This is a genomic window from Streptomyces sp. NPDC002265 (genome assembly GCF_040296125.1).
Classification (GTDB): domain Bacteria; phylum Actinomycetota; class Actinomycetes; order Streptomycetales; family Streptomycetaceae; genus Streptomyces.
Map to the genome: position 1 here is coordinate 1 of NZ_JBEOWS010000063.1, position 17,010 is coordinate 17,010.

At 72.0% G+C, this 17,010-nt stretch carries 13 protein-coding genes; 10 read left to right on the forward strand and 3 right to left on the reverse strand.

Going from position 1 to position 17,010, the window contains the following annotated elements; all coding sequences use genetic code 11:
- Nucleotides 1-813, forward strand: an 813-nt coding sequence (locus ABT085_RS14210; RefSeq protein WP_351606194.1) for a DUF4190 domain-containing protein, incomplete at its 5' end; no start/stop codon positions are given.
- 88 nt (nt 814-901) lie between these two features.
- Here the strand turns inward: ABT085_RS14210 and ybiA are convergent.
- On the reverse strand, nt 902-1,486 hold the full coding sequence (gene ybiA, locus ABT085_RS14215; RefSeq protein ID WP_351606197.1) for a riboflavin biosynthesis intermediates N-glycosidase: 585 nt from the start codon (nt 1,484-1,486) through the stop codon (nt 902-904).
- Nucleotides 1,487-1,706: 220 nt separating this feature from the next.
- Between ybiA and ABT085_RS14220 the strand changes: the two genes are divergently transcribed.
- The 7 genes from ABT085_RS14220 (at nt 1,707) to ABT085_RS14250 (ending at nt 9,583) form a co-directional block, all read left to right on the forward strand.
- Nucleotides 1,707-3,251 carry a gamma-aminobutyraldehyde dehydrogenase gene (locus tag ABT085_RS14220; RefSeq protein ID WP_351606199.1) on the forward strand — a complete coding sequence of 515 codons (1,545 nt, stop codon included), beginning with the start codon at nt 1,707-1,709 and terminating at the stop codon, nt 3,249-3,251.
- A gap of 122 nt (nt 3,252-3,373) precedes the next feature.
- Entirely contained in the window at nt 3,374-4,621 is a 1,248-nt protein-coding gene (locus tag ABT085_RS14225; RefSeq protein WP_351606201.1) for an ABC transporter substrate-binding protein, read from the forward strand.
- 5 nt (nt 4,622-4,626) lie between these two features.
- Nucleotides 4,627-5,778 (forward strand): ABC transporter ATP-binding protein, encoded by a 1,152-nt coding sequence (locus ABT085_RS14230; RefSeq protein WP_351606247.1) that lies wholly within the window; start codon nt 4,627-4,629, stop codon nt 5,776-5,778.
- The gene (locus ABT085_RS14235; RefSeq protein WP_351606203.1) at nt 5,778-6,710 is read left to right on the forward strand and encodes an ABC transporter permease; all 933 of its coding nucleotides are present in this window, start codon (nt 5,778-5,780) and stop codon (nt 6,708-6,710) included. Before ABT085_RS14230 ends, ABT085_RS14235 begins: the two co-directional genes overlap by 1 nt.
- Nucleotides 6,711-7,511, forward strand: a complete 801-nt coding sequence (locus ABT085_RS14240) for an ABC transporter permease (protein ID WP_351606205.1) — start codon at nt 6,711-6,713, stop codon at nt 7,509-7,511. It abuts the gene before it with no gap.
- A gap of 51 nt (nt 7,512-7,562) precedes the next feature.
- Nucleotides 7,563-8,981 (forward strand): NAD(P)/FAD-dependent oxidoreductase, encoded by a 1,419-nt coding sequence (locus ABT085_RS14245; RefSeq protein WP_351606208.1) that lies wholly within the window; start codon nt 7,563-7,565, stop codon nt 8,979-8,981.
- A 149-nt stretch (nt 8,982-9,130) separates the two neighbouring features.
- On the forward strand, nt 9,131-9,583 hold the full coding sequence (locus ABT085_RS14250; RefSeq protein ID WP_351606211.1) for a bifunctional DNA primase/polymerase: 453 nt from the start codon (nt 9,131-9,133) through the stop codon (nt 9,581-9,583).
- 183 nt (nt 9,584-9,766) lie between these two features.
- Here ABT085_RS14250 and ABT085_RS14255 read toward each other — a convergent pair whose 3' ends face one another.
- Together ABT085_RS14255 and gabT are read right to left on the reverse strand one after the other, a co-directional pair.
- Nucleotides 9,767-10,600, reverse strand: a complete 834-nt coding sequence (locus tag ABT085_RS14255) for a phosphatase PAP2 family protein (RefSeq protein ID WP_351606214.1) — start codon at nt 10,598-10,600, stop codon at nt 9,767-9,769.
- A 459-nt stretch (nt 10,601-11,059) separates the two neighbouring features.
- A complete protein-coding gene (gabT, locus tag ABT085_RS14260) occupies nt 11,060-12,394 on the reverse strand; it encodes a 4-aminobutyrate--2-oxoglutarate transaminase (protein ID WP_351606218.1) in 1,335 nt (444 codons plus the stop codon).
- A gap of 267 nt (nt 12,395-12,661) precedes the next feature.
- Here gabT and ABT085_RS14265 point away from each other — a divergent pair, with 267 nt between their 5' ends.
- Both ABT085_RS14265 and ABT085_RS14270 read left to right on the forward strand, forming a co-directional pair.
- Nucleotides 12,662-15,091 (forward strand): type IV secretory system conjugative DNA transfer family protein, encoded by a 2,430-nt coding sequence (locus ABT085_RS14265; RefSeq protein ID WP_351606221.1) that lies wholly within the window; start codon nt 12,662-12,664, stop codon nt 15,089-15,091.
- Between the two features lie 157 nt (nt 15,092-15,248).
- On the forward strand, nt 15,249-16,943 hold the full coding sequence (locus ABT085_RS14270) for a PucR family transcriptional regulator (protein WP_351606223.1): 1,695 nt from the start codon (nt 15,249-15,251) through the stop codon (nt 16,941-16,943).
- The last annotated feature ends 67 nt before the right edge of the window (nt 16,944-17,010 follow it).

Sequence of the window (17,010 nt, forward strand, 5' to 3'; positions counted from 1 at the left end):
GAAGCCGCCGGGACCGGTGCGGCGAACCCCTGGGCACCGCCGACGGCCCCGGCCGTCGGCGACGGACCCGGCCACACCGTCGCGACGCCCACCTGGCCCGCTCCCGCCCCGCCGGCCGGTCACGACCGGCAGACGGCCGTGACCATGCCCGACGCCGGCAATGTCACGGTGCCCGGCGCGCCGTTCGCCGGCCCGGGCGGAACGCATCCCGCGGTACCCGGCGCCGGGACGGACCAGCCGTGGACCGGTCCGTTCGCCCCGCCCTCCCCGGCCGCCCCCTCCCCGGCCGGGCCCGGCGGTCCGGCCGGCGCCTATCCGCCGCCGTACCCCGGGGCGACGGCGGGCGGTCCGGCCGGTGCTCCCGGCAACCCCTTCGCGCCTCCGGTCCAGGGCGGTGAGCCGGTCCCGCCGCCGCCCATCGCTCCGGACGGCCCCGGCCGGACGCCGTACGGCTACCCCGGCGGCTACGGCTATCCGGCGCAGCCGGGCTACGGCGGCGCCCACGGACCGCAGGCCCCGGGCACTCCCGGCCTCCCCGGCTACTACGGCTGGCCCGGTATGCCGCCCATGGCGGACAACGGGATGGGCACCGCAGGTCTGGTGCTGGGCATCCTGTCGGCCATCGTGTTCTGCCTCTGGCCCATCGCCATCATCATGGGCGTCCTCGGACTGATCTTCGGCCTGATCGGCCGCAGGAAGGCCAAGCGGGGTGAGGCCACGAACGGGGGCCAGGCCCTGGCCGGTGCCATCTGCGGTGGTGTGGGCATCTTCCTCGGCATCGGAATGATCGTCCTGATGTTCGTCGCCCCCTGATGCCGCCCCCGATCCCGCCCTCTGAGCCGGCCGCCTGATCCGGCTCTCCGATCCCGTCCCCGATCCCGGCCGAGGCGGCGCGGGGGCCCTATGCCCTCGCGCCCGGTTCCGTGCTCACCTGTGCCCGTATCCGCTCCCGGGCCTCCATCAGCGCGAATCCCAGCAGGTTCGGCCCTCGCCACCGCCGCGGGTCCGCCGCCGCCTCGTCGTCCGCGGCGAGGCCGATGCCCCAGATCCGGTCGACCGGACTCGCCTCCACCAGGACCCGCTCGCCCGTGCCCAGCAGGAAGTGCCGCAGTCCGGGGTCGGAGCCGAACTTGTGGACGCTGCCCTCGACCACGATCCGGAACCGCTCGCGTTCCCACACCGTCCCGTCGAAGCCGCGCACCAGCCGCCCGGCCTTCTTCGCCTGTGCGGGGTGCCCGGCGGCCAGGACGAGCCGCTCCGCCTCCGGGTCGCCGAAGAGCCGTGCCTTGCCGGCCATCATCCAGTGCTCGGCGGTCGCGTAGGCGACGCCCTCGACCACGAACGGTGACGGCCACCACTGGCTCAGGCAGCTCGCCCCGAGCCGGCCGTCGGGTTGGGGGCGGTGGCCCCAGAACCGCAGATATTTGATCCTCGCCCCCGCGTGGACCTCCCTGACCAGGGTCTCCCAAGAATCGATCTTTCCCATGCACGCGAGTCTGGCAGGTACCACTGACACTCCGTCCTTCCTTTTCCGTGCCGACTCGACACCTGGTCGACAGATTCCGTCGCGTAACCAAAAGGCAACAACGGAATCACTTGTTGGAGTCCTTTAGCTCTGTCAGGATCGGCACTCAAATCGAGCTGGAGCTACGCCACCCGCCCCCCGTACGACCGGTACGAGCGGGCCCACGGCGGAGGAGAGCGACATGCAGAACCCGGGCACAGCCAACGCCACCCCGGACCGGTTTCCCGCCCAGGAACGCCTGGCGGACGGTGCGCAGTTCATCGCCGGCCGTCTGACCAAGGGCACCTCCGGTCGCACCCACGCGGTCGTCGACCCCGCCACCGGTGAGGAGGTCTACACCTTCGAACTGGCCGGACCCGACGACGTGGACGCGGCCGTCGCCGCCGCGCGCGAGGCGTTCCCCGGCTGGTCCGGTGCCACGCCCGGCGAACGCTCCGAGGCGCTGCACCGTTTCGCCGCCGTACTCGCCGAGCGCGCCGAGGACTTCGCGCGCGCCGAGTCGCTCCAGTGCGGCAAACCGCTCAAGCTGACCCGCGAGTTCGACGTCCCGGGAACCATCGACAACACGGCCTTCTTCGCCGGTGCCGCCCGGCATCTCCAGGGGCAGTCCGCGGGCGAGTACTCCGGCGACCACACGTCGTACGTCCGCCGCGAGGCGATCGGTGTGGTCGGCTCCATCGCGCCCTGGAACTATCCGCTCCAGATGGCCGCCTGGAAGATCCTCCCGGCGATCGCCGCGGGCAACACCATCGTGCTGAAGCCGGCCGAGCTCACTCCGCTGACCGCACTGCTCTTCGCCCAGGCGGCGACCGACGCCGGACTGCCGGACGGGGTCGTCAACATCGTCACCGGCACCGGCCTGGAGGCGGGCGAGCACCTCGTCGCCCACCCCGACGTGGCCATGACCTCCTTCACCGGTTCCACCGCCGTCGGCAAGCGGGTCGCCGAGATCGCGACCGCCACCGTCAAGCGGATCCACCTGGAGCTGGGCGGCAAGGCCCCCTTCGTCGTCTTCGACGACGCCGACCTGGAGGCCGCCGCCAACGGCGCCGTCGCGGGCGCCCTCATCAACACGGGCCAGGACTGCACGGCCGCCACGCGCGCGTACGTGCAGCGCCCGCTGTACGAGGCGTTCGTCGCGCGCACGGCCGAACTGATGGAGACCGTACGGCTCGGCGACCCGTTCGCCCCCGGCACCGACCTCGGTCCGCTGATCTCGCACGTCCAGCGCGACCGCGTCGCCGGGTTCGTCGACCGGGCCCGCGCCTACGCGCGCGTGGTCACCGGCGGCGAGATTCCCGCGGGGGATCTCGCGGACGGCGCGTACTATCGTCCCACCCTTGTCGCGGACGCCGCGCAGGACAGCGAGATCGTCCAGTCGGAGATCTTCGGTCCGGTACTGGTCGTTCTGCCGTTCGACAGTGATGATGAGGGCCTCCGGTTGGCCAACGACACCCCGTACGGCCTTGCCGCCTCGGCGTGGAGCCGGGACGTCTACCGGGCGAACCGGGCCACCCGTGAGATCAAGGCGGGCTGCGTGTGGGTCAACGACCACATTCCGATCATCAGTGAGATGCCGCACGGCGGATACAAGCAGTCCGGCTTCGGCAAGGACATGTCCGCGTACTCGTTTGAGGAATACACCCAGGTCAAGCACGTCATGTTCGACAACACCGCGGTGGCCGGGAAGGACTGGCACCGCACCGTCTTCGGGGACCGGCCGTGACCGCCGCCCGGCGGTAGCCGGATACGCGACGGCCGGACACCCGAGACGAACGGCCGTCGCCGAGTGAGAAACCAGGCCGCCTGACCCGCGGCCGCCCATCCTCCCGAAAGGGCACCACGCGCATGGAGCAGTACGAGCCCGACCGCCTGACCCCGGCCCAGACGGCCGCCATGCGGCGCAGCCTCCGCAACGGCAGGGCAGCCATGACCCGCCGTTCGCTGCTGCGCGCCTCCGCGGGCGGCGCGCTCGCGGTCGGCGGAATCGGGGCGCTGAGCGGCTGCGGGATCCCCGCGGCCGGCAAGACGCAGGGCGGTACCTCGGCAGAGGACCACTCGGCCACGGAGAAGACCCTCAACTTCTCCAACTGGACCGAGTACATCGACCTCGACGACAGCGGCAAGCACCACCCGACGCTGGAGACGTTCCGCAGGCGGACCGGAATCTCGGTGAAGTACACCGAGGACATCAACGACAACAACGAGTTCTTCGCGAAGATCAAGCCGCAGCTCGCCGCGGGCCAGGACACCGGCCGCGACCTGATCGTCCTCACCGACTGGCTGGCCGCGCGCGTGATCCGCCTGGGCTGGGTCCAGAAGCTGGACCCCTCGAACCTGCCGCACGCCTACACCAACCTGTCGCCGCAGTTCCGCAACCCCGACTGGGACCCGGGACGCGCCTACTCGTACCCGTGGCAGGGCATCCCCACCATCGTCGCCTTCAACAAGAAGGCGCTCGACGGCATCGAGGTGAAGTCGGTCTCCGACCTCCTCGACAACCCCAAGCTCAAGGGCCGCGTCTCGTTCCTGTCCGAGATGCGCGACACCATGGGCATGACGCTGCTGGACATGGGCAAGGACCCGGCGAAGTTCACCGACGACGACTTCGACGCCGCCATAGCCCGGCTCCAGAAGGCCGTCGACAACGGCCAGATCCGCCGCTTCACCGGCAACGACTACACCTCCGACCTCACCAAGGGCGACATCGCGGCCTGCGTCGCCTGGGCCGGCGACATCGTCCAGCTCAAGAACGACAGCCCGGACGTCGACTTCGTCATCCCCGACAGCGGCTACATGACGTCGACCGACAACCTGCTGGTGCCCAACAAGGCGCGTCACAAGACGAACGCCGAGCGGCTGATCGACTTCTACTACGAGCCGGAGCAGGCCGCCGCGCTCGCCGCGTACATCAACTACGCGACTCCGGTGGAAGGCGTGAAGCCCTACCTTGCCAAGATCGACGAGGACGCGGCGAACAACCCGCTGATCGTCCCCGACAAGGCCATGCAGGCCAGGTCCCATTCCTTCCGCGCGCTGAGCCAGAAGGAAGAGACGGCCTACGAAGAGAAGTTCGCGAAGCTCACAGGGGCGTGACGATGATGACGACAGAGAACAGCGGCGACGTCCGCCTCACCGGGATCAGCAAGACCTACGGCTCCTTCACCGCCGTGCACCCGCTCGACCTGACCGTGCCGCAGGGCTCCTTCTTCGCCCTGCTCGGCGCCTCGGGCTGCGGCAAGACCACCACCCTGCGCATGATCGCCGGTCTGGAGGAACCTTCCTCCGGCACCGTGCACCTCGGCGACCAGGAGGTGACCCACCTGCCGCCGTACAAGCGGCCGGTGAACACCGTCTTCCAGTCGTACGCCCTCTTCCCGCACCTGGACATCTTCGAGAACGTCGCCTTCGGCCTGCGCCGGCGCGGGATCAAGAGCGTCAAGAAGCAGGTCGAGGAGATGCTCGACCTCGTCCAGCTCGGCGAGCAGGCGCGCAAGAAACCCCACCAGCTCTCCGGCGGCCAGCAGCAGCGCGTCGCGGTGGCCCGCGCGCTGATCAACCACCCCAAGGTGCTGCTGCTCGACGAGCCGCTCGGCGCCCTCGACCTCAAGCTGCGCCGCCAGATGCAGTTGGAGCTCAAGCGGATCCAGACCGAGGTGGGCATCACCTTCGTCCACGTCACCCACGACCAGGAGGAGGCCATGACCATGGCCGACACGGTCGCGGTGATGAACGCGGGCCGGGTCGAGCAGCTCGGCTCGCCCGCCGACCTCTACGAGAACCCGCAGACGACGTTCGTCGCGAACTTCCTCGGCACCTCCAACCTCATCGAGGCCGAGGTCGACGCCAAGTCCGGCGCCGAGATCGTCCTGAAGGCCGGCGGCGGCAGGCTCGTCCTGCCCGAGGCGCGCTGTTCCGCGCCCACGGCGACCGGCGGCAAGGTGCTCGTCGGGGTCCGCCCGGAGAAGATCTCCCTCGTCCACGCCGACGAGGCGGACGCGATACCCGACGGCCGCAACCGCGTCACCGGCAGGATCGCGCAGTCCAGCTTCATCGGGGTCTCCACGCAGTACGTCATCGACAGCCCCGTCTGCCCCGAGTTCGAGGTCTACGTCCAGAACATCGACCGCGACTCCCGGCTCGCGCCCGGCGCCGAGGTCGTCCTGCACTGGAACCCGGAGCACACCTTCGGCCTCGACGCAGCTCAGGACATCGACGCGGGCGTCGAGACGGCCGAGGAGGAGGCCGCCTGATGGCAACCGTCACCGAGGCCGAGGCGGCGCCACCGCTCGCGCCGCAGCCCGACCCGAAGCCGCCGAAGAAGCGGGGCCGCCTCGTCCCGTACTGGCTGCTGCTGCCCGGACTCCTTTGGCTCCTCGTCTTCTTCGCGCTGCCGATGATCTACCAGGGCTCCACCTCCGTGCAGACGGGCTCCCTGGAGGAGGGCTACAAGGTCACCTGGCACTTCGCGACCTACTGGGACGCGCTGAGCGAGTACTGGCCGCAGTTCCTGAGGTCGGTCTTCTACGCGGGCGCCGCCACCGTGCTGTGCCTGGTGCTGGGCTACCCGCTGGCGTACCTGATCGCCTTCCGCGCGGGCCGCTGGCGCAACCTGATCATGATCCTGGTGATCGCGCCGTTCTTCACCAGCTTCCTGATCCGCACCCTCGCCTGGAAGACGATCCTCGCGGACGGCGGACCGGTCGTCGGTGCCCTGAACACGCTGCACGTCCTGGACGTCACCAGCTGGCTCGGCTGGACGGCCGGCGACCGCGTCCTGGCCACCCCGCTGGCGGTGGTGTGCGGTCTGACGTACAACTTCCTGCCGTTCATGATCCTGCCGCTCTACACCTCGCTGGAGCGCATCGACGGACGGCTGCACGAGGCGGCGGGCGACCTGTACGCCAGGCCGGTCACGACCTTCCGCAAGGTCACCTTCCCGCTGTCGATGCCCGGGGTGGTCTCCGGCACGCTGCTGACCTTCATCCCGGCGGCCGGCGACTACGTCAACGCCGAACTGCTCGGCTCCACCGACACCCGCATGATCGGAAACGTCATCCAGACGCAGTTCCTGCGCATTCTCGACTATCCGACGGCCGCGGCGCTGTCCTTCATCCTCATGGCCGCGATTCTCCTCATGGTCACTTTCTACATCCGCAGGTCCGGGACGGAGGATCTGGTCTAAATGCCCTTCGTCAACTGGCTCAAGCGCCATCTCGTGGTCATCGCGGGACTGCTGACGCTCTCCTATCTGCTGCTGCCGAACATCGTCGTCACGGTGTTCTCCTTCAACAAACCGAAGGGCCGCTTCAACTACCAGTGGCAGCAGTTCTCCACGGACGCCTGGAAGGATCCGTGCGGCGTCGCCGACATGTGCGGCTCGCTGTCGCTCAGCCTCCAGATCGCCTTCTGGGCGACGATCGGCGCCACCGTCCTGGGCACGATGATCGCCTTCGCGCTGGTCCGCTACCGCTTCCGCGCCCGCGGCGCGGTGAACTCGCTGATCTTCCTGCCGATGGCGATGCCCGAGGTCGTCATGGCCGCCTCGCTGCTCACCCTGTTCCTCAACATGGGCGCCCAGCTCGGCTTCTGGACGATCCTGATCGCCCACATCATGTTCTGCCTCAGCTTCGTCGTCACCGCGGTCAAGGCGCGCGTGATGTCGATGGACCCGCGTCTGGAGCAGGCGGCCCAGGACCTCTACGCCGGACCGGTGCAGACGTTCCTGCGGGTCACCCTGCCCATCGCGGCCCCCGGAATCGCCGCCGGCGCGCTGCTGTCCTTCGCGCTCTCCTTCGACGATTTCATCATCACCAATTTCAACGCGGGTTCGACCGTCACGTTCCCCATGTTCGTCTGGGGTTCGGCACAGCGCGGCACGCCCGTCCAGATCAATGTCATCGGTACGGCCATGTTCCTGCTCGCCGTACTGTTCGTCCTGGTTTCCATGCTCATCGGAAACCGCCGCGGCAGGCAAAAGGCATAAGCCTTTCGCGGTGATCCCGTTTCGATAGACCCTTCGTAGGGAGTTGAAATCATGGCCCCAAGCGCCATGACCCGGTGGACAAAGTCTCTTTCCGAAGCACAGCCGGTCCCGTACTGGCTCGAAGACCCCGGCAAGCCCCACCCCGAGCCCGCGCTCACCGGCCCCGAGACCTGCGATCTGCTGGTCGTCGGCGGCGGCTACAGCGGACTGTGGACCGCGCTGATCGCCAAGGAACGCGATCCGCACCGTGACGTGGTGCTGCTGGAAGGCCGTGAGGTGGGCTGGGCCGCCTCGGGCCGCAACGGCGGCTTCTGTGCCGCCTCCCTCACGCACGGCCTGCCCAACGGCCTCACCCGCTGGCCGGACGAGATCCACAAGCTGGAGGAGCTGGGCGCCCGCAACCTCGACGAGATCGAGAAGGCGGTCGCCCGCTACTCCCTCGACTGCGACTTCGAGCGCACCGGCGAGATCGACGTCGCCACCGAGACGTACCAGGCGTGGGAACTGCGCGACTGGTACACGGAGCTGGAGCGCAAGGGTCTCGCCGACGGCATCGAGTTCCTGGACGCCGACGCCGTGCGCGAGCAGGTCGCCTCGCCGACCTTCCAGGCCGGTCTGTGGGACCGCCGGGGCGTGGCCATGGTCGACCCGGCCAAGCTGGCCTGGGGCCTGAAGAAGGCCTGCCTGGAGTCGGGCGTACGGATCTACGAGCACACCCCCGCCCTGACCCTGAAGCCGTACGGCGCCGGCATGGCCGTGGGCACCCCGTACGGCGAGGTCCGCGCCCGCCGGGTGGCACTGGGGACGAACATCTTCCCGAGCCTGGTCAAGCGGGTACGGGCGTACACCGTGCCGGTCTACGACTACGCCCTGATGACCGAGCCGCTGACCGACGCCCTCCTGGCGTCGGTCGGCTGGAAGAACCGGCAGGGCCTCGGGGACTCGGCGAACCAGTTCCACTACTTCCGGCTGTCGGCGGACAACCGGATCCTGTGGGGCGGCTACGACGCGATCTATCCGTACGGCGGCCGGGTGCGCGCCGAGTACGAGGACCGGCCGGAGACGTACGCCAAGCTCGCCGGGCACTTCTTCACCTGTTTCCCGCAGCTGGAGGGCGTCCGCTTCACCCACGCGTGGGGCGGCGCGATCGACACCTGCTCGCGCTTCTCGGCCTTCTTCGGCACGGCCCACCAGGGGAAGGTCGCCTATGCGGCCGGCTTCACGGGGCTGGGCGTCGGCGCGACCCGGTTCGGCGCCGACGTGATGCTGGACCTGCTGGCGGGCGAGCGGACCGAGCGCACGGAACTGGCGATGGTGCGAAGGAAGCCGCTGCCCTTCCCGCCGGAGCCGTTCGCCTGGACCGGGATCGCGCTCACCAAGTGGTCGCTGGCACGGGCCGACGCGCACGCCGGCCGGCGCAACCTGTGGCTGAAGACGATGGACCGGCTGGGCCTCGGCTTCGACAGCTGACCGGCGGCGGGCCCCCACAGGCCCGGGCCCGGCCGGCGGGTATGACCGGGTTCACTCCTTCGGGGAACCGCAACCCGCGTAATGCCGGCGGGGGACCTCCCTCTCCCTCGTGACGCGACAGCGTCCACGAGACACGGGGAGGTCCTCTCATGACCGGCGCCAAGACGGCCGTCGACTGGCTGGCATCCGTCGCACCCGACCCCGAGGCCTGCCGCTTCGAGTGGGAGCGCAACCCCCGCGGGGTCGCGCTGCTGCCGGCCGGCAAGGCCTGGGACGTACTGATCCTGCCGGGCGAGCTCGGCCTCCGGACGCTCGACGTGCTCACCCGCATCCTCGACCAGCCGGGTCCGGTGCTGGCCGACTTCGGCGACGCGCGCGTCGGCTTTCTGGTGCCGCCCGGCACCGCGGCCCGCTGGCTCGGCACCGGGATCCGTACGGTCGGCGCCGGAAGCTGGATCGTCGTGCCGTATCCGGGCAGGTCCACCGGCAAGGTCCGCTGGCTGGTCCCGCCGGACGGCACCGGCACCCTCACCGACCCGGCCCTCCTGGAACTGGCGATGCACGAGGCGGCGGCGGGCCTGGCGATGGAGGAGGGCGGTTAGGGCCTGTCCGGCGGATCATGCCGCGGACGCGGGGTCTGGCACGCCCATCTGCGGCGTTGTCGTCGGTCGCCGACGCTCCGCGTCGACTCCCTCCTCCGCCTTGCAGCCGGACGCACCAGACCCCACTCACCTCGGCTGATACGGCACCGCTGCTTTCCTGCGACTTGATCCGCCGGACAGGCCCTAGGGCCGCCGTCGGGGGGTGTTCAGGGGAGTGCTCCCCGAGGACAGCCGGAGGAGAAGGCGCCACAGCGCGAAGAGCAGCACCGTGCCCAGGCACCAGCCGGCCACGACGTCCAGCGGCCAGTGGTAGCCGCGCCGGACCAGGCCGTAGCCGACGCCGAGCACCAGGACGAGGCAGCCGCCGAGCAGTGCGCGGCGGGCCGGGCCGGGGCGCAGCAGGGGCAGGAGCAGCAGGGTCGCGGCACCGTAGGCGACGGCGGCGGTGACGGTGTGGCCGGAGGGGTAGTAGCCGACCGCGGGCGGCACGGCCGGGGTGCCCGGGCGGGCCGTCCACTCCTTGAGCGGGACGACGATGGCCGGGACCAGGACCAGCAGCGCGGCCGCGGCCAGCGGCGGCAGCCACCAGCGGGGCGCTCCCGCGGCCCGGCCCGCCCGGGCGGCGTACACCGCGGCCAGGGCCAGGACGGGCACCGCGACCGGGACGCCGCCGAGGTCGGAGAGCAGCTCGCCGAGACGGTCGGGACGCACCAGGGCGTGGCTGACCCGTTCGTCCACGCGCAGCAGCGGTCCGTCGGCGAGGACCTGCCAGGTGATGAGGGCGAACAGGAGCGCGGGCACCCCGGGCACGAGCAGCAGGAGCGGGCGCGGCCGCCGCCCGGCCGGCGCCGTCGCGGCGAGGGGTTGTGCCGCGGCGACGGGCGGTGTCGTGACGGTCGGCTGTGCCGCGGCGACGGGCGCTGTCGTCACGGTCGGCGGTGTCGCGACGGGCGGCGGTCCTGCGGCGGTCGGCGGCGCGGGAACGCACTCGGGCTGCGGGTCCGGGCGGGTCGGCATGGACTCCACCCTGCCAGGTCCGAGCCGGAGCACGGGAACAGCGTGGCTCCGGGACGACGCGAACCGCCCCGTTCGCCGAGGCGAGCGGGGCGGTTCGGTGGCGCGGTGACAGAGTGCAGGTCGGCCGCCCCGGAACAAGGGGGGGTGGTTCCGAGGCGGCCGACCGGATCGGCAGGCCGCGCGCCCCGGGGGGTCTGGGGCGGGCGACTGTCCGATCGGTGAGGAAATCCGGGGCCGGGACCCCGGTTGTGTGCGCGAGGGCACGACCAGGTCGAAGCTGGGGAGGCCTCGGACCTGAGGTCACCCGCAGTCCCCTGCGGGTGAGGGTGTATCTCTCATCTGGAGAGAACCTACGGCAGCGGATCCCCCCGGGACAGCCGGAACCGGGTCCTGCCATCCACCTCGCACACGTTCTTCACACGCTCTGCCGTTCATCCCTCAGACGTGCGGGAACCGGGCTCAGATGCGCGCGAAGGCCTGCTCGATGATGTCGAGACCCTCGTTGAGCAGGTCCTCGCCGATGACCAGCGGGGGCAGGAAACGGAGCACGTTGCCGTAGGTGCCACAGGTCAGGACCAGCAGGCCCTCCTGGTGGCAGGCCTTGGCCAGCGCGGCGGCCGCCTCCGGGTGCGGCTCCTTGGTGGTCCGGTCCTTGACCAGCTCGATGGCGATCATCGCGCCACGGCCACGGACGTCGCCGATGATGTCGAACTTCTCGGCCATGGCGGTCAGGCGCGCCTTCATGACGGCCTCGATGTTCTTCGCCTTGGCGTTGAGGTCGAGCTCCTTCATCGTCTCGATGGCGCCGAGCGCACCGGCGCAGGCCACCGGGTTGCCGCCGTAGGTGCCGCCCAGGCCGCCCGCGTGCGCGGCGTCCATGATCTCGGCGCGGCCGGTGACGGCGGCGAGCGGCAGACCGCCCGCGATGCCCTTGGCGGTGGTGATCAGGTCCGGGACGATGCCCTCGTCCTCGCACGCGAACCACTGACCGGTGCGGCAGAAGCCGGACTGGATCTCGTCCGCGACGAAGACGATGCCGTTGTCCTTGGCGAACTTGCTGATGGCAGGCAGGAAGCCCTTGGCCGGCTCGATGAAGCCGCCCTCGCCGAGCACCGGCTCGATGATGATCGCGGCGACGTTCTCCGCCCCGATCTGCTTGTTGATCATGTCGATGGCCTGGGCGGAGGCCTCGGCGCCGGCGTTCTCCGGGCCGGTCAGCCAGCGGTAGCCGTACGCCACGGGCACCCGGTAGACCTCGGGCGCGAACGGGCCGAAGCCGTGCTTGTACGGCATGTTCTTCGCGGTCAGGGCCATGGTCAGGTTCGTCCGGCCGTGGTAGCCGTGGTCGAACACGACGACCGCCTGGCGCTTGGTGTAGGCGCGGGCGATCTTCACGGCGTTCTCGACGGCCTCGGCGCCGCTGTTGAACAGCGCGGACTTCTTGGCGTGGTCACCCGGGGTGAGCTCGGCCAGGGCCTCGGCGACCGCCACGTAACCCTCGTAGGGCGTGACCATGAAACAGGTGTGGGTGAAGTCGGCGAGCTGCGCGGAGGCGCGGCGCACGACGGCCTCGGCGGAGGCGCCGACCGAGGTCACGGCGATGCCGGAGCCGAAGTCGATGAGACGGTTGCCGTCGACGTCCTCGATGATGCCGCCGCCCGCGCGGGCGGTGAAGACCGGGAGCGTGGAACCCACGCCGGCCGCCACCGCGGCCAGACGGCGGGCCTGAAGCTCCTGCGACTTCGGGCCGGGGATGGCGGTGACGACGCGGCGCTCCTGCGGAAGTGCGGTCATGGGGGGCTCCCTGAAGATCTTGCGAAACCGGAGAATCCGGGCGGGCGTTTTCGGACGCTTACCTCTTTTCTCGCAGGCTAGGACGGGGAGGGTGGGGTGGGCATGCTCCATGTGGGCGTTTTCCGCGGCGCCGGTTGTCCGCCGTGGACATAGAAGCCTCCCGGGCCATTGCCGCGGTCCGGCCGGGTAAGCGGTGAACTCCCCTTGCGGGGGCGTTAGATTGACTCGCTGATGGTGGACGGAGCGGCTGGTCAGGGGGCAACGGCGATGGACAGCGACGGGACGCAGGACGCGCGGGGCACGCATGCGAATCCTGTGCCGCGCCCGGCGGGACCGCCACAGGTGCCGGCCGTCCCGGCCAGGCCCGCGGCGCCGCCACCGCCCGCGCGCGCCCCCGAGCCGGGCGCGCGGACCCGGCCGGCCGTCGCCGACTGGCTGGACGCGCCCCGCCCGGACGCCCGGCCCGGCATCTGGCGGCTCGGCTACCGGCTGCCCAAGGCGGCCCGGGCCGCGCAGCGACTGGCCCCGGTCACCGTCGTCGGCGTGCTGGTCCCGCTGGTCGCCGCACTGCTGCTGTGGTCCCTGTGGCGCCGCGGCACGCTGCCGTACCAGTGGGCGCTGCTGCGGCTGTTCACCCCGGACGACTGGTGGTGGGGCGGCACCCTCGCGTCCCCCAAGGGCATGGACGGCGCCGAGGCCAGGGTGGTCTACGACGGCGTCTTCTTCGCCGTGCTCGTCTACGCCATGGGCCGGCTGGGCAGCTGGGGCGACATCGTCCGGCACCTGGTCACCCGGCGCGAGCAGCCCGTGCGCGCCCTGCTCGCGGCCCTGGGCGCGCTGGTCACGCTGAGCTTCGTCTTCCCGGGCGCCTTCGGTGCCGGCTGGGACGCCCTGCCCGTCGTGGACCCCCTGTTCTCCCTCGTCGTCCTGATCACCGGCGGCTACGACGTCTTCACCTCGGCGCTGACCACGGACGCCCTCTACGCCCTGATCACCCTGCTCGTCCTGTGGCCCTTCGCCAGGATCGGCGGCTGGTGGCCGCTGCTGCGGACCCGGCTCGCCGCCCGCGGCGGCACCAAGGCGGGCGCGACCCCGCAGCCGGCCCCGGACGAGTCCCGGGCGTCCTGGCCCGAACTGCGCGCCGCCGGGCAGCACGAGGCGGCGGACATCCTCACCGCCGAGGTGCAGGCCGGCCGGATGAACGACGTGGACTGCGCCCGGATCGAGCACGCCTGGAACCGGGCCAGGAGCCTGGCGCGGCTCACGGCCTTCACCGACGCCGTGCTGCGCCAGGGCGCCGCCGCCCTCACCCACCCCTCCGGCGCCCGCGACCTGCCCGGCCGCGCCGCCCGGCACGACCTGCTCGCGGGACAGGTGCGCATCGGACGGTGGGCGAGCGGCGACCGCACCCCGCCGGCGTACGGCGGGGCGGGCGCGGCCCTCGGCCCGGAGACGCTCGGCACCTCGCTCCTCGTCGTCGGCCCCTCGGGGTCCGGCAAGACCCGGCACGTGATCGCTCCCGTGGTCGAGTCCCTCGCCCTCCAGGCCCTGACCGGCCGGTGCGCGGTGGTCGCCGTCTGCGCGGCCGGGACGCCGCTCGGCCCGGACTCGGCGTTCGACGTCGTGGTGCGCGTCGGCAACCCCGCCTCCGTCCACGACCTGGACCCCTACGCCGAGGCCGACGATCCCGACGAGGCCGCCGGCTTCCTCGCCGAGGCCCTGGCCGGCGACCTGGACACCGTCGGCGCCCAGCGGGCCGCCACGACCCTGGCCCAGCTGCTCGGACCGTACCGGGCGGCGTACGGCGCGTTTCCGAGCCTGCCCGTGCTGCGGGAACTGCTGGAGGGCGAGCCGACGGCGCTGGCGGCCCTGCGCGAGGCGCTGACGGGCGAACGGCACCTCGCGATGCGCCGCGAGCTCGACGCCCGGCTCCGCCAGGCCGGCACCCCCGCCGACCCGGCCCCGGCCCTCGCCGATCGGCTCGCCCTGCTGGACCGGCCCGCCTTCGCCGACTTCTTCGGCGCGGGCGACGACACGATCCGCCCGTTCTCGCTGCGCGCGGTGGCCCACCATCCGCTGCGCGTCCGCGTCGACCTGCCCGAGCACGGTCACGAGGAGGCGGCCCGGCTGATCACCCGGCTCGTGCTGGCACAGTTCGCCGCGGTCGTGCGCGACACCGGCAGGGCGCACTTCGCCGGACTCGTCCTCGACGACGCGACCGGCGCGGTCACCGCCGGGTCCGTACGCCGTACGCAGGGACTGCGCTCGCAGAACGCGGGCGTGGTGTTCGCGCTGCGCACCGTCGCCGACGTCCCCGAGGCCCTGCACGGGCCGCTGTACGGCGCGGTCGGCTGCCGGCTGGCCCTGTCCGGGGTGACGACCTGGGACGGCAGCAGGTTCGCCGCCGCCTGGGGCACCGAGTGGGTGGAGACGCGGGAGGTGGCCCAGCACACCGTCTTCGCGGACCAGCCGATGACCCGCGCCATCCACGCGCTGCGCAAGCTGGTGACGGGCAAGGCGGTGACCACGGAGGCGGTGACCGTGCGCAAGGTCGAACGCGAGCGCTGGTCGGCCTCCGAACTCGCGCACGGGGTGCCCCCGGGGCACGCGGTGCTGTCGCTCACCACCGTCAAGGGCGATCACGCGCCGCCGCTGCTGGTGGATCTGGGGGACGCACGGGCGGCGGGTGGCCGCTGAGCCACATCTGTGAACGTACGGTCACACGATGACCGTACGGTGAGGCAGAATCTGCATAGGTTGTTCATACGCGGCGGCCAAAAGGCCGCGGTGACCACCGGAGCTGCCCAAACCCGTACGGACAGTGCCGGACCGGACCCACAGACCTGAAGGCCTCATGCCCCCTACGCTCGCCTCGCTCGTCCACCACTCCGCACTCAAGCTGACCGTGCGGGCCGGGGAGGAGCGCCTGGACGTGCCGGTCCGCTGGGCGCACGTCAGCGAGCTCGCCGACCCCGTCCCCTACATGGAGGGCGGGGAGCTGCTGCTGATCACCGCGCTGACCCTGGACGCGGAGGATCCGGAGGCGATGCTGCGGTACGTCAAGCGGCTCGTGGGCGCCGGGGTGGTGGGGCTCGGCTTCGCCGTCGGGGTCAACTACGACGACATCCCCAAGGCGCTGGTCGACGCGGCCGAGCAGGAGGGGCTGCCGCTGCTGGAGGTGCCGCGCCGCACGCCGTTCCTGGCCATCAGCAAGGCGGTCTCCGCCGCGATCGCCGCCGACCAGTACCGGGCCGTGACCGCGGGCTTCGCCGCCCAGCGCGAACTGACCAGGCAGACCCTGAGCTCCGGCCCCGAGGGCCTGCTCGCCGCACTCGCCGCGCAGGTCGACGGCTGGGCCGCGCTGTACGACGCCTCGGGCGCCGTCGTCGCCACCGCGCCGGAGTGGGCGCTGCGCCGGGCCGCGCGGCTCACCGCGGACGTGGAGCGGCTGCGCGAGCGGCCCGCCCCGGCCTCGTCGGTGGTCGGCGGCCCCGGCAACGAGGACCGCGTCGAACTCCACTCGCTCGGCACCGGCCGCCGCCCGCGGGCGGCGCTCGCCGTGGGCACGGCCGCCGCGCTCGGCACCGCCGAACGGTACGCCGTCCACTCGGCCATCGCGCTGCTCACCCTCACCACCGAGCGCTCCCGCTCGTTGCACGCGGCGGAGCAGCGGGTCGGCGCGGCCGTGCTGCGCATGCTCCTGGCCGGGGAGCCGGACCACGCCCGTGCCGTCGCCGGAGACCTCTACGGCGGGCTGCTCGACGCGCCCTTCCGGGTCATCGTCGCCGAGTCGGCGTCCGCCTCGGCCGCACTCGCGCGCACGCACTCCGACCCGGCCGCGAGCATGGCCGCCGCCAAGCCGTCGGCGGCCGCCCTCGCGGCCGCCGAGGCGGGCGGCGATCCGCTGGGCGGGCTGGCCGAGACCGCGGAGTCCGCCGCCGCGCGCGCCGGGGAGGCCGTCCTCGTCGTCCCGGACGGGGAGCGGCTGGTGGTGCTGGCGGTGGACGGGGGCGCGGCCGTGGCGGCGTGCGGGGAGTACGCGACGGCTCTGGAGGCGGCGCGGGCCGCGGGGACGCGCGAGCAGACGTCCGGCGGCGAGGAGGACGAGCTCGTCGTGGGGCTGTCCGCGCCGGCCGGGCCGATCGCGGCCGGGGCGGCCTACAAGCAGGCCGAACAGGCGCTGTCCGTGGCCCGGCGGCGCGGACGGGTCTTCGTCGAGCACGAGCAGCTGGCCGCGGGGTCCGTGGTCCCGCTGCTCGCCGACGACGCGGTGAAGGCATTCGCGGACGGGCTGCTGCGGCCGCTGCACGAGCACGACGCGACCGGCCGCGGCGACCTCGTCGCCTCGCTCCGGGCCTGGCTGTCCCGGCACGGGCAGTGGGACGCGGCGGCGGCCGACCTGGGCGTGCACCGGCACACCCTGCGGTACCGGATGCGGCGGGTCGAGGAGATCCTCGGCCGGTCATTGGACGATCCGGACGTACGGATGGAGCTGTGGCTGGCCCTGAAGGCGACGGCGGCCCCGGAACCCGCCCCGCCCCGGCCCTGATCCACCCCGAGCCGAAACCGCCCGAGTGTGCGGGGGCGACCGTGCCAAACCGTAGCGTCCTGGGCGG

Coding starts and splice junctions, on each gene's coding strand:
- gabT (WP_351606218.1), bottom strand. CDS start 12,394: ATGACCGCACTTCCGCAGGAGCGCCGCGTCGTCACCGCCATCCCCGGC.
- ABT085_RS14255 (WP_351606214.1), bottom strand. CDS start 10,600: ATGCCGACCCGCCCGGACCCGCAGCCCGAGTGCGTTCCCGCGCCGCCG.
- ABT085_RS14235 (WP_351606203.1), top strand. CDS start 5,778: ATGGCAACCGTCACCGAGGCCGAGGCGGCGCCACCGCTCGCGCCGCAG.
- ABT085_RS14240 (WP_351606205.1), top strand. CDS start 6,711: ATGCCCTTCGTCAACTGGCTCAAGCGCCATCTCGTGGTCATCGCGGGA.
- ABT085_RS14265 (WP_351606221.1), top strand. CDS start 12,662: ATGGACAGCGACGGGACGCAGGACGCGCGGGGCACGCATGCGAATCCT.
- ABT085_RS14245 (WP_351606208.1), top strand. CDS start 7,563: ATGGCCCCAAGCGCCATGACCCGGTGGACAAAGTCTCTTTCCGAAGCA.
- ybiA (WP_351606197.1), bottom strand. CDS start 1,486: ATGGGAAAGATCGATTCTTGGGAGACCCTGGTCAGGGAGGTCCACGCG.
- ABT085_RS14230 (WP_351606247.1), top strand. CDS start 4,627: ATGACGACAGAGAACAGCGGCGACGTCCGCCTCACCGGGATCAGCAAG.
- ABT085_RS14225 (WP_351606201.1), top strand. CDS start 3,374: ATGGAGCAGTACGAGCCCGACCGCCTGACCCCGGCCCAGACGGCCGCC.
- ABT085_RS14220 (WP_351606199.1), top strand. CDS start 1,707: ATGCAGAACCCGGGCACAGCCAACGCCACCCCGGACCGGTTTCCCGCC.
- ABT085_RS14270 (WP_351606223.1), top strand. CDS start 15,249: ATGCCCCCTACGCTCGCCTCGCTCGTCCACCACTCCGCACTCAAGCTG.
- ABT085_RS14250 (WP_351606211.1), top strand. CDS start 9,131: ATGACCGGCGCCAAGACGGCCGTCGACTGGCTGGCATCCGTCGCACCC.